The organism is Umezawaea tangerina, assembly GCF_003002815.1.
Taxonomy (GTDB): domain Bacteria; phylum Actinomycetota; class Actinomycetes; order Mycobacteriales; family Pseudonocardiaceae; genus Umezawaea; species Umezawaea tangerina.
On record NZ_PVTF01000010.1, the window covers coordinates 1 to 12,049 of the forward strand.

The 12,049-nt window shown below is 70.6% G+C and carries 9 protein-coding genes, 1 rRNA gene and 1 pseudogene; 9 read left to right on the plus strand and 2 right to left on the minus strand.

The window, feature by feature from the left end; genetic code table 11:
• The first annotated feature begins 157 nt into the window (after positions 1-157).
• The 3 genes from rrf (at position 158) to CLV43_RS30640 (ending at position 5,151) form a co-directional block, all read left to right on the plus strand.
• Positions 158-274, plus strand: a 5S ribosomal RNA gene (gene rrf, locus CLV43_RS30630).
• A 282-nt stretch (positions 275-556) separates the two neighbouring features.
• The gene (locus CLV43_RS30635; protein WP_106191466.1) at positions 557-2,125 is read left to right on the plus strand and encodes a deoxyguanosinetriphosphate triphosphohydrolase family protein; all 1,569 of its coding nucleotides are present in this window, start codon (positions 557-559) and stop codon (positions 2,123-2,125) included.
• A 278-nt stretch (positions 2,126-2,403) separates the two neighbouring features.
• Positions 2,404-5,151 carry a S8 family serine peptidase gene (locus CLV43_RS30640; RefSeq protein ID WP_106191467.1) on the plus strand — a complete coding sequence of 916 codons (2,748 nt, stop codon included), beginning with the start codon at positions 2,404-2,406 and terminating at the stop codon, positions 5,149-5,151.
• Positions 5,152-5,263: 112 nt separating this feature from the next.
• On the opposite strand, the gene CLV43_RS49555 is transcribed toward CLV43_RS30640, so the two are convergent.
• Positions 5,264-5,887, minus strand: a complete 624-nt coding sequence (locus CLV43_RS49555) for a hypothetical protein (protein WP_245887108.1) — start codon at positions 5,885-5,887, stop codon at positions 5,264-5,266.
• Between the two features lie 679 nt (positions 5,888-6,566).
• Between CLV43_RS49555 and CLV43_RS30650 the strand changes: the two genes are divergently transcribed.
• From CLV43_RS30650 to CLV43_RS30675, 6 genes are all read left to right on the plus strand, one after another.
• On the plus strand, positions 6,567-7,151 hold the full coding sequence (locus tag CLV43_RS30650; RefSeq protein WP_106191471.1) for a hypothetical protein: 585 nt from the start codon (positions 6,567-6,569) through the stop codon (positions 7,149-7,151).
• A gap of 40 nt (positions 7,152-7,191) precedes the next feature.
• On the plus strand, positions 7,192-7,863 hold the full coding sequence (locus tag CLV43_RS30655; RefSeq protein ID WP_106191909.1) for an acVLRF1 family peptidyl-tRNA hydrolase: 672 nt from the start codon (positions 7,192-7,194) through the stop codon (positions 7,861-7,863).
• Between the two features lie 108 nt (positions 7,864-7,971).
• On the plus strand, positions 7,972-8,364 hold the full coding sequence (locus tag CLV43_RS50150) for a hypothetical protein (RefSeq protein ID WP_211304633.1): 393 nt from the start codon (positions 7,972-7,974) through the stop codon (positions 8,362-8,364).
• A 168-nt stretch (positions 8,365-8,532) separates the two neighbouring features.
• Positions 8,533-8,997: a SigE family RNA polymerase sigma factor gene (locus CLV43_RS30665; RefSeq protein WP_106191911.1), complete on the plus strand. Its 465-nt coding sequence runs from the start codon at positions 8,533-8,535 to the stop codon at positions 8,995-8,997.
• Positions 8,990-9,457, plus strand: coding sequence for a hypothetical protein (locus CLV43_RS30670; protein WP_106191472.1), 468 nt, complete (start codon positions 8,990-8,992; stop codon positions 9,455-9,457). The genes CLV43_RS30665 and CLV43_RS30670 overlap by 8 nt, the downstream gene beginning before the upstream one ends.
• A 108-nt stretch (positions 9,458-9,565) precedes the next feature.
• Positions 9,566-10,753, plus strand: coding sequence for a cytochrome P450 (locus CLV43_RS30675; RefSeq protein ID WP_106191474.1), 1,188 nt, complete (start codon positions 9,566-9,568; stop codon positions 10,751-10,753).
• A 408-nt stretch (positions 10,754-11,161) separates the two neighbouring features.
• Here CLV43_RS30675 and CLV43_RS30680 read toward each other — a convergent pair.
• Positions 11,162-11,936 (minus strand): annotated as a pseudogene (locus CLV43_RS30680) (SDR family oxidoreductase).
• Positions 11,937-12,049: the final 113 nt, after the last annotated feature.

Sequence of the window (12,049 nt, forward strand, 5' to 3'; positions counted from 1 at the left end):
AATGGGTGGAGTTGACCGGTACTAATAGGCCGAGGACTTGTTTACGAAGACGCTACGCATCCACTGTGCGGTTCTGAAAGAACCGAACCGGACCACCTGGGTCCACCTTGTATGGGGTGGAGACTCGGGTGTCTACGGGTTGGTAATTTCATAGTGTTTCCGCGGTCATGGCGGAGGGGAAACACCCGGTCCCATTCCGAACCCGGTAGTTAAGCCCTCCTGCGCCGATGGTACTGCACTGGTGACGGTGTGGGAGAGTAGGTCACCGCGGGACAATTATTCCCTCAGGGGGAGCACCAGAACTGGTGCTCCCCCTGAGGATTTTTTGCGTTTCGGGGGGTGTTGGCAGGCTGGGGCGGGGGTCGCCTGGTGGTGAGGACCCCCCGATTCACAACTTACTCAGGGGGTCCGACAGTTTTGGTGGGTCGGGCGGAGTGGATCAGAGGTCCCCTGGTCGTGAAGGCCCCCCGAAACCCAAGGTACTCAAGGGGTACGACAGTTTTCTGGGGCTGGGTGTCGGGGGAGGGGTGGGGGTGGGGTCGTCTACCGTTTCGGCATGGAGCGTGAACACCTCGACCCGCGGACGGCCCGGCGATCGGGAGGGACGGGTAGTGCGGCGGCGGATCTGGCGTCTAGTCCGTACCGGGTCGATCGGGATCGGGTGGCGAGCTCGCCGTTCTTCGCGCGGTTGGGCGGGGTGACGCAGGTCGTCAGTTCGACCGGGTCCGGGTTGTTGGTGCACAACCGGTTGACCCACAGCCTGAAGGTGGCGCAGGCGGCGCGGGCGATCGCCGAACGGCTCTGCGCGCGGCCGGAGCTGGTGGGGGTGCTGGACAAGCTCGGTGGTTGCGACCCGGACGTGGTGGAGGCCGCGTCGCTCGCCCACGACCTGGGGCACCCGCCGTTCGGGCACCTCGGTGAACAGGTGCTGGACCGGATCGCGCGGCACCGGCTGGGGCTGGCGGACGGGTTCGAGGGGAACGCGCAGTCGTTCCGGATCATCACGACGACGGACGTGCGCGGACCCGGCGGGCTGGGGCTGGACCTGACGGTGGCGGTGCGGGCGGCGATGCTGAAGTACCCGTGGACCCGGCTGTCGCACCCGAAGCCGCACCCCAAGGACCAGGTGGCACCGCCGAGGGGTGCGGCCGAACCGTCGGACGCGCCGGGCACGGGTGCGGTGAAGTTCTCGGCGTACGTGACCGAGCTCGAAGACCTGGTGCAGGCCCGCGCCCCCTACGAAGGGCGGGTCGAGAGCTGGCAGCAGACGGTCGAGGCGTCGGTCATGGACACGGCGGACGACATCGCCTACGCGATCCACGACCTGGAGGACTTCCACCGCGTCGGCGTGCTCCAGCACGCGACCGTCGCCGCGGAACTGGGAACGTGGCTCATCGACGGCCTGGAACTGGCGGGCCTGTCGAGGGCGGACCTCATCGCACAGCAGCGGCGACCCGGTCGGTCGCTGGAGCTGCTCCGCCGCCGCCTGCACGCGAAGGACTCGTGGGCGGTCGACGACGACGCGTTCACCGCGGCCGTGCTCAAGGTCAGGGCGGAACTGGTGGACGGGCTGCTGGCCGTGCCCTTCGACGGGTCGGTCGAGGCCGAACAGGCCGTCGCCGGGTTCTCCGCCCGCTGGACCCGCAGGCTGGTCGACGCGGTCGGGGTGCTGGAGGAGCCGACCACGCGGTCGGGTCACGTGGTGCTGGCCGTCGCGCAGTGGCACGAGGTGCAGGTGCTCAAGTTCGTGCACCGGCGATTCGTCTTGCTGCGCCCCGATCTCGCCCTGCACCAGCGCGGTCAGGCCCGGCTCATCACCGCACTGGTCGAGGCGCTGGAGCAGTGGGTCACCGACCGGCACGAGTCCGACCGGCTGCCCCGCAGGCTGCACGACCTGGTGGAACTGGCCGAGACCGAGTACGCCGTGCTGGCCCGCACCGACCCCACGGCGCTGATCGGAGCGACCGGTGAGGCACCGACCGGCGCCGACGCCGTGCGCGGACTCGCCCGCGGCCGCGCGGTGGTGGACTTCGTCGCATCCCTGACGGACAACCAGGCCGCAGCCCTTTTGGACGCTTTGTCCGGACGCACGGGTCAGTTGTGGACGGACGCCTTCGTCCTTTGAGGCCACTCGCGCGCGGACGTGCCCCCATTCGGGCGTGTGGACAGCTGTCCATCGAGAACAAATGCTTTGTGAACGGTCAACTCTTGGTGCCCCGCCTGATGAGACGTCCTCCAAACGGACGCTGACGGTGTTCAGCCGAGCACAATACGTTGGCGCGGCCGGTTCGATCCGGCTCCAAGGTCGCGTGCGTCGGGGCACGCTCAAACCCGGGGGAGACGCCCGTGCGCTCACCGCTGCACCGTTCACGAAGAAAATCACTGGTCGCCGCCGGAACGGCGATGTTGCTGGCGACACTGGGTTCCATCACCCCGGTGACGGCCGCTCCGGCCAAGCCGGGCAAGGACGTCTCGGACACGACTGCGAAGCAGATCTCCGCTTTGCAGGACATCAAGAAGTCCCTCACCAAAGCCGAGTCCAAAGTGGACAGCGCACTGGTCGTCGAGCAGCGCAAGCGCTCGTCGGTCAGCACCGCGTCCAAGCTCCCGGACCTGAAGACCGGTGTCGAGGTCCAGAGCGGTGACACCGTCCTGGTCGACATCCGGGCCGAGAAGGTCGGCGACGAGCTGCTGAACGCCATCCGCGGCGGCGGGGGTGGCATCCGCTCGTTCTCCGTCGACGGCGGCACGGTGCGGGCGCAGGTCCCGCTCGCCTCGATCGGCGCCATCGCCGGTCGCGACGACGTCAAGAAGGTCGAAGCGGCCGTGGGCGCGATCACCGCGCACATCGAGCCGTCCGACGTCACCAAGACGAAGAAGCCCCGCGCGGAGCTGTCCAAGGAGGCCAAGGCCAAGCAGATCGAGGCCAAGACCCGCGAGGCGCTCATCACGGTCCAGGCGACGAAGACCGCCGAGAGCGACCGCGCCCACGCGGCCGACACCGCGCGCGGCCAGTTCCACGTCACCGGCACCGGCGTGAAGCTCTGCGCCCTGTCCGACGGCGTGAGCTCGCTGGCGACCTCGCAGGCCGCGGGCGAGCTGCCCGCTGTCGACGTGCTCACCGGCCAGGCGGGCTCGGGTGACGAGGGCACGGCGATGCTGGAGATCCTCCACGACCTCGCCCCGAACGCGGCGCTCGGCTTCGCCACCGCGTTCAACGGCGACGCCAGCTTCGCCGACAACATCAAGGCCCTGCGCTTCCAGCTGGGCTGCGACGTCATCGTCGACGACGTCCTCTACTTCAACGAGTCCCCGTTCCAGGACGGCATCATCGCGCGCGCTGTCGACGCGGTGCACGCCGACGGCGCGCTGTACTTCTCCTCCGCGGGCAACGAGGGCAACGTCGCGGAAGGCACCTCCGGTCACTGGGAGGGCAACTTCGTCGACTCCGGCGTCGGCATCGGCCGCTTCGCCGGCACCGCGCACGACTTCGACCCGAACCCCAACGCCAAGCAGGTCTTCAACCCGCTGTCGGCGAACTCGGGCGGCGTGCCGGTCACGCTCTTCTGGAACGACCCGCTGGGCCAGTCCTCCAACGACTACGACCTCTACCTGACCAACGCGCAGGGCGCGGTCGTGGCGTTCAGCCAGAACCCGCAGGAAGGCACGCAGGACCCGTACGAGCGGGTCAACACCACCACCGGTGGTCTGCGCCTGTCCGTCGTCAAGTTCCGCGGCGAGGACCGCTACATCGCGCTCTCCGCGCTGGGCGGCCGCTTCAAGGACTCCGCCGACGGCCTGAAGAAGTTCGTCACCCCCGGCGTGACCCGCGGCCACTCCGCCGCGAACGGCGCCATCAGCGTCGCCGCGGCCCCGGCCGCCGGTGCGCTGCCCTTCGACCTCGAGCCCGGTGACCCGGCGAACCCGAAGGGTCCGTACCCCGGCACCTTCACCTCCGCGTCCAAGCTCGAGCGCTTCACCTCCGACGGCCCGCGCAAGGTGTTCTTCAAGGCCGACGGCACCCCGTTGACCGAGACCCGGCAGAAGCCGGACATCACCGCGGCCGACGGCGTGACCACGAGCGTGTCCGGCTTCAACCCGTTCTTCGGCACGTCGGCCGCCGCGCCGAACGCCGCCGCGATCGCGGGTCTGATCCTGTCGGGCAACCCGACGCTCACCCCGGACGAGGTCAAGGAAGCCCTCACGGCGACGGCGATCGACATCGCCGAGCCCGGCACCGACAACCGCTCCGGCGTCGGCGTCGTGCTGGCCGACAGCGCGCTGTCCTACACCGGTGCGAGCCCGCAGGCCCTCGCCACCGCGCAGAAGCCGACCATCGTCAACGACTCCGACGGCAGCCAGTACCTGAAGCCGGGTACGACGTCCACGGTGACGCTGCCGGTGACCAACACCGGTGACGGCACGGCGGCGTCCACCAGCGTCGTCCTGACCACGCCCACCGCGGGCGTGACGATCGCGCCGAGGTCCAAGTCCTACGGCAACATCGAGGTCGGCCAGACCGTCACCAACACGTTCAAGGTGACCATCCCCGGCACGTTCGTGCCCGGTGACCAGGTCAAGCTGGACGCGAAGGTCACGTTCGCGGGCTCCACCTCGCCCACGACCGGCTCGTTCCAGCTGGGCGTCGGCGAACCGTCCCGCGACGTCAAGAACTTCGCCTACACCGGTGCCCCGGTCGCGATCCCGGACAACAGCACCGTCGGCGCGTCCATCCAGATCCCGGTGACCGGCATCGGCCGGGCGTCGAAGGTGACGTTCTCGATCGACGGCGACACGTGCACGACCGCCGACGCGGCCACCACGGTCGGCATCGACCACACCTTCGTCGGCGACCTGGTCGGCACCCTGACCTCCCCGTCGGGCGCCACCGCCACGCTGTTCTCGCGTTCCGGCGCGGCGGGCAACAACCTGTGCAAGGTCGTCTTCGACGACGCCGCGGCCGCTTCCTTCAGCACGGTGACCTCGGCGCTCGCGCCGTTCACCGGTTCCTGGAAGCCCGCTTCGTCGACGCTGGGCTCGCTGATCGCCGGTTCGGCGGACGGCACCTGGACGTTCAAGGTGACCGACACCGCGGGCACCGACGTCGGCTCCGTGCGGGCCGTGTCGCTGCACCTCGCGGGTTACGTGTAACCACTGGTCGGAGGTGCCCCGCGGCCCGGTGCCGCGGGGCACCCCGCACCAGGTCCCGCACCAACGAGAAGGGCCCCCGCCACGGTGGCGGGGGCCCTTCTCGGCTGTTCGTCTACTTGGGCCATTCCCAGCGGACGCCGAACACGCCGGGACCGAAGCCCAGCGCCACGGCGTGCACACCGCCCGCGTTGTCCAGGGTGAGGTTGCGGCGACGCGACGGCGTCTCGTCACCGGCGGGCAGGCTGTACTGCTGGCAGCGCGCGGGCAGGTTCGACTGGTCGAACCGGACCTCGATCACGTACTCGCGCACGGGAAGCCGGAACTTGCGCGCGAAGGAGTTGTTGCCCGCGGGGTAGTGCCCGTCGGGGAAGACCAGTTCGTACTCCATGATGATGGTCTCGCCCCTGGCCAGCGGGCGGTCGAACATCATCTCGGCGACCATGATGTTGGCGTCGGTGTCCTCGGCGACCCGGCCCAGGTGGCAGTTGCGGAGGTTCGCGACCTCCGGCAGCACGTCGGACTCCTCGGTCTCGAACACCAGCGCCCAGCGGTCCGGGCCGTCCTGCTCGGCGCGCAGGATCTGCCGGACCCAGATGGAGCGCTGACCGCCGTCGGCGGCGATCTCGATGCGGTCGTGCTGGCTGATCCGCCCGAGCTTGACGTCGGACGTCGTGTCCACCTTGGTGAGCAGGTCGGCGACCCGGTCACGGCGCGCCCAGAGGGCGTCGATGGGCATCATCGTGGTGGGACGGCATCGCCGCCCGCGTGGACGGGGTGGCCCGAGCAGGGCCGACAGGCCCGCCTGCGGAACACCCAGGACGGACTCGAGGTGCCGGAGCGCCTCCAGCGACTCGGGTCGTTCGGGGCGGCGTCGGCCCGACTGCCAGTAGCTGAGCGTCGCGACGCTGATCGTGACACCGCGCAGACCCAGCCGGTGCTGGATGCGGTCCAGGCTGAGCCGACTCGCTTTGATCGCGGCTCTCAGGGCCTCGGGAAACGGTCCCGTGGTCAGGAGCTGCGCCAGACTGCCGTGGCCCGTCGAATCGATGTCTTCGACAGACAGAGTAGGTCGACCGGCAGCGTTGGTCATGGTGACTCCCCGCTGTCATTAGATCACGCCCAAGTGACCCTACCCGCCAACGTTGAGTGTTGGTGGCGACCGGATGGAGTCAATGGTTGGTCCGTACGGGTTACACGTTCGAACCGATGACACCTATCTGTCAAGTGGTGATCGCCGGTCCTTCGCCCAGTGTGAACCCGCCGGTAACATTGTGCATGAGGCACCGGATGCGCGGTACAAGCCCCTTCGGTGCCGGTTGTGCCGTCGTGGTGGTCCGGCGCCCACCCGCTCCGGGCCACCACCGATCGGCCACCGTGCTGGCGACCCCCGATCGGGTGGCTCTACTGTGTCCCCGGTGACCGCTGGCCAGGATTACGTCCCCGGACAAGGCGAACCGGACGACGTGCTCGTCGAGGTCGCGCGGGCGGTGCTCGGCCCTGGTGAGCACCGCGTCATCGACCTCATCGACATCTCGCGCCAGCCCTACGGGCGGGTGGTGGACGTGGTGCGCGCGAGCGACGACCTGGTTCCCCGCCTGGCCCACGAGAACGCGCTGGGCCAGGCCTTCCTGCTGGCCCGGAAGTGCCTTCGGCCCGGCGGCCTCCTGGTGGCCGCGGTGCCCGAGCTCGACCGGCTGAGCAGGCTCCGCCCGATCACCGCGCCCCCGAAGGTGCTCGGCCGCGGCGAGAGCCGCCAGGTGACCGTGCAGCTGTGGGACTGGTCCAACGACGGCGAGTCCTACGAGCTGGAGGTCGTCCAGCTGGAGCGCGCGCTGGGCGCCTGGCAGATCGCGTCCTCGGTCGCGACCCGGCACCGCGTGCTCACCCCCGAGCAGATGGCCGAGCAGTTCGCGATCGCGGGCTTCGGCGCCGTGCAGCGCCTCTCGCCGGGGGAGAGCGGACATCCGCTGCCGGTGTGGGTGGCCGTCGCCCCCGCGTAGGGGACATGATCGGGCCCATGCGCCTGATGTGCTGCGGTCCGTGAGCCGGACCAGGGCGGTGCCCGGCGGCGGGCTGGCCGTCGAGGTCGAGCCCGAACGGCTGGCGGGCTGGTTCGACCGGTTCGCCGGACGCCACGGCGGCATCACGCGCACGGTGGCCGCGGCCGAGCACGTGCGGGTCGAGGCGGCCGACGGGACGCGGGCCGAGGTGGACGTGCCGTTCGGGCCGCTGGCCGACGTGGGGGAGTGGTCGGGAGCGGCGCTGGACGGACTGGTCGCGCACGCGCTCGTGCCCCGGCGCGTCGGACTGCTCCTGGTGCGGCTGGGCGGCCACAGCGTCGGGATCGCCGTGGACGGCGTGGTGGAGGTGTCCACCACCGACAGCCGCCAGGTGCACGGGCGCAACAAGGCGGGCGGGTGGTCGCAGCAGCGGTTCGCGCGCCGCCGCGACGGCCAGGCGCGGGTGGCGCTGCGCGCGGCCGCCGCCGACGCCGTCCGGGTGCTGGCGCCGAGGGTGGACGAGCTGGCCGCCGTCGTGCTGGGCGGTGACCGGCAGGCGCTGGACGTGCTGCGGGCCGACCGGGCGCTGGCCGGGGTGTTCGCCAAGGCGGGGGAGCGGGTGCTCGACGTCGCCGAGCCGCGCCGGGCCGTCCTCGACGAGGCCGCGCGACGTGCCCGCGCCGTCGAGGTCGTCGTCCGGCGACCGGTCTGACGGCGACCGGAGAAGTCGGTGGAAGTCGGTGCAACCGGGACTCCGGCCCATCGCATGGATAGGGGTGAGGGCGGCGAACGGCCGTCCCGACACACCTAGGAGCAGCAAGTGCGCAAACGACTCGTTGTGGTGGCCGGTGCCGTGGTGCTCGGTGGGCTCGGCATCGCCGTCCCGACCATCGCCCTGGCCGCCAACAGCGGCAGCACCGCGCCGCAGGTCACGTCACCGGTGCCGACCACGCCGATCGCCACCTCCCCGGTCGCGACCAGCCCGGTGACCACGTCGCCCGCCGCACCCGTGGAGACGAGCCCGGCGACGACCACCCCCGCGGCCCCGGTCGAGACCAGTCCCGGCGCCCCCGTCGAGACCAGTCCGGCGGCCGCTCCGGTCCAGACGAGCCCCGCCGCCCCGATCCGGACGACCCCGGCGGCCCCGGTCGAGACCAGTCCGGCGGCCACCACCCCCGCGCCCCCGGTCGAGACGACGCCCGCCTCGAACTAGCCACCGGTTCGGTTACCGTCGTCCACGGCGGCCGCGTCGTCACCGCCGCCCGAGCAGGCGGTGACGACGCCTCCGACCACCCGGCTCTGAGCGGAGAGCACCCCACGCGTGATCGATTCGACCTGGAACGCCGAGTTCACCCGGCACTTCGACCGCAGCGCCGACTCCATGCGCTTCACGGCCTACCTGCTGTGCGGCAACTGGCACGAGGCCGAGGACGTGGTGCAAGCGGCGTTCCTCAAGCTCTACCTGGCGGGCCCCAAGCTGGCCGACCGGGAGGGCCTGGCCGCCTACACCCGCAAGATCGTCGTGCGCACGTTCCTCGCCGAGCGCAGGCGCCTGCGGTGGCGGCGGGAGAAGCTGACGGACGCGCCCCCCGAGATGCCGGGTGGTGGTGAGCAGGTCGAGGACCGGCTCGTCGTGTGGCAGGCGATGTCGGTGCTGGGCGCGCGGCAACGTGCTGTGCTCGTGCTGCGCTTCTGGCACGACCTGGGTGTCGAGGAGACCGCCTCGGCGCTCGGGTGCAGCACCGGGACGGTCAAGAGCCAGAGCGCCCGTGGCCTGGCGACGCTCCGCCAGCGCCTCGGACCCCAGTACGCCGACTTGTGGCAGGAGGTGTCTCGCCGTGGGTGATGACGACCTGAAGCGCACCTTCGAGAAGCTGCACGCGGCACCCATGCCGGTGCGCGCGCTCACCGCGGACGACGTCATCCGCAGCGGCGAGGCCGTCCGCAGGCGCCGCCGGACGGTCGCCGTCGTCGCCAGCGGCGTCGGCACGACCGCGGTCGTGGCGGCCGCCCTGGTGGTGCTCGTGATCAGGCCGGGCTCGCCGCCGGTCGGCCCGGTGGACCCCGCGGGGCCGTCGATCGGGACGTCGGCACCGCTGACGGTGCCCACGACCCCGGAGGTGTCACCACCCGCCGTGCCCGGCCGGACGTCGGAGACCACACCCTCCACGACCACGCCCGTCGAGCAGGAACACCCGGTGAACACGACCCCGCCCGGCGCGGAGCCCCCCGCGACCTCGGACGTCCCCGTCGCCCCCGTCGAGACCTCCCCGGCAGCCGGCACCAGCCCCACCACGACCAGGTAACCCCACCGGGCCACCCCGGTGTTCGCCGCACGCCCCGGTTACGGATACTCTCATCATCCAGATGTTCGCATCATCTGAAATGAGCCACGTCGTCCACCGGGAGAACCCATGACCACCGTCCCCGAGATCGACCTCACCGACCCCGAGGTCGTCCGCGACCCGTTCACCACCTACGGGAAGGTCAGGGAGGTCGCGCCCCTGGCCAGGATCGCCATCCCCGGCATGGCCCCGCTGTGGGCGCTGACCAGGTACGAGGACGCCAAGGCGATGCTCGGCGACCCCAGGTTCGTGATCAACGCGAACAGCTTCTCCCGCCCGCAGGGCATCCCCGAGCACTGCCTGCGGTACATGCGCACCATGTCCGAGATGGACGGCCCCGAGCACGCCCGCCTGCGCAGGCTCGTCTCCCCGGCCTTCACCGCCCGCCGCGCGGCCCGGTTCCGCTCACGCGTCGAGCCCATCGTCGACGCCCTGTTGGACGACCTGCCCGCGCACGTCGAGAACGGCTCCGTCGACCTCCTCCGCCACTTCGCCTGGCTCGTCCCCGTCGACGTCATCTGCGAACTGGTCGGCATCCCGACCGAGGACCGCCCCGCCTGGCGCACCCACGCCGCCAACATCGCCGCCGGCCACGGCCAGGGCTTCGCCGACGCCATCCCCGCCATCATGGCCGGCGCCAAGTCCGCCGTCGAAACCCGTCGCACCACCCCCACCGACGACCTGCTGTCGGACCTCATCCGCCTCCGCGACGAGGACGACGACCGCCTCACCGAAACCGAACTCATCACCCTCGTCTGGCACCTGGTCCTGGCCGGCCAAACCCCCGCCAACCTCATCCCCAACGCCGTTCAGGTCCTCCACACCCACCCCGACCAACTAACCGCACTCCAGGCCGACCCCTCCCTGCTCCCCCGCGCGGTCGACGAGGTCATCCGCTTCTGCGGCCCCGCCCTCCTCTCCATCCCCCGCTACGCCACAGAAGACGTCGACCTCCACGGCACCCGCATCCCCAAGGGCGACGCCATCTCCGCCATCGTCGCCTCCACCAACCGCGACCCCCGCACCCACGACGACCCGAACACCTTCGACATCACCCGCCCCACCAGCCAAACCCACCTCGGCTTCGGCCACGGCCCCCACTTCTGCCTAGGCGCCTCCCTCGCAAAAATCCAAACCGAAACCGCCCTGTCGTCCCTATGGCACCACTACCCCAACCTCGCCCTAGCCACCCCAACCGAAGACCGCGCCCCCGACCCCGGCAACTGGCGCCTGACCTCCCTACGCGTAACCCTTTAACGCCAGACAAACCAACACAGCCACCACCCCGCATCCGACGCGAAGCGAGCACGCCAACACGCACTTGGGCGCAGCCCGCCAGCGCGCATCCGGCGCGGAGCGCCTGGGGCCTTGTCGGCGCCAGCCGATGCCTGGACCGCTGCGAAGCGCGGATGCCCTGTCTAATGGCGCAGCCGAGGATGCCTTGTCGGGCGGAGCCCGATGCTTGGTCAGGCGCAGCCTGATGCTGGCGAAGCCGGACTTCCCCTCTGCCCCCGATCCACAGCGCCCTCCTGCCCCATCTTCGTTGTCAAGACAGCTTCATCGTCTTGACAACGAAGATGGGGCATTGAGACAATCGCGCGCCGGGGGCCGGGCTTCGCGCGTTGAGAGGGCCGAGAGCCGAGTCCTCCCTTCCCTAAACCCCACTCACCCCAACGTCCCCGTCGCCAACAACCCCCCATCCACCCTCACCGTCTCCCCGGTAACCCACCCCGCCTCCTCCGAAGCCAGGAACGCCACCACCTTCGCCACATCCCCCGGCACCCCCAACCTCTTCATCGGGTACTGCCCAGCGGCCTCTTCCTCCCTCCCCATGTACAACGCCTCCGCGAACCGCGTCTTCACCACCGCGGGCGCCACCGCGTTCACCCTCACCTTCGGCCCCAGCTGCCAGGCCAGCTCCTCCGTCAGCCGGATCAACGCCGCCTTGCTCGCCCCGTACGCCGCGATCACCCCCCGTGGACCGGATCCCGCCCGCCGACGCGATGTTCACCACCGCCCCGCCGTTCTCCGCCATCCACCCCTTCCGCGCCAGCTGCACGAATCCCAGCGCCGCCACCACGTTCACGTCGAAGATCTTCCGCACGGCTCCCAGGTCGGCGTCCACCAGCGACCCGTAGACCGGGTTGATGCCGGCGTTGTTGACCAGGACGTCCAACCGCCCGAACCTCTCCAGCACCGCCTCCACCGCCGCCGCCCGGTCCTCGTCCCTCCCGGCGTTGCTCGCCACCGCGAGCACCCGGTCGGCGGGCACGGACAGCTCCTCCACGAGCCCCAGTCCGGCTTCCCGCACCGCGTCGGCCTTGCGCCCGGTGATCACCACCGACGCCCCGCGCGTCAGCAGCTCCCGCGCGATCCCGAGTCCGATTCCCCTGCTCGCGCCCGTGACCAGCGCGGTCTTCCCTGCGAACGTCTCCGTCATGCGCCTGAATCTATGCCGGTGCCCACATGTGGCGAATGCGGTCGCGCTCAGCCCGTAGACTGGTGGCGTGGTCATCCTGATCGAGTAGGTCCAGCGCGTGTTCCTCCGCCGAC

Excerpts from the sequence above, each read along its gene's own strand:
- CLV43_RS30640 (WP_106191467.1), top strand. The coding sequence starts at position 2,404 with ATGTTGCTGGCGACACTGGGTTCCATCACCCCGGTGACGGCCGCTCCG.
- CLV43_RS30675 (WP_106191474.1), top strand. The coding sequence starts at position 9,566 with ATGACCACCGTCCCCGAGATCGACCTCACCGACCCCGAGGTCGTCCGC.
- CLV43_RS30665 (WP_106191911.1), top strand. The coding sequence starts at position 8,533 with ATGCGCTTCACGGCCTACCTGCTGTGCGGCAACTGGCACGAGGCCGAG.
- CLV43_RS49555 (WP_245887108.1), bottom strand. The coding sequence starts at position 5,887 with ATGCCCATCGACGCCCTCTGGGCGCGCCGTGACCGGGTCGCCGACCTG.
- CLV43_RS30635 (WP_106191466.1), top strand. The coding sequence starts at position 557 with ATGGAGCGTGAACACCTCGACCCGCGGACGGCCCGGCGATCGGGAGGG.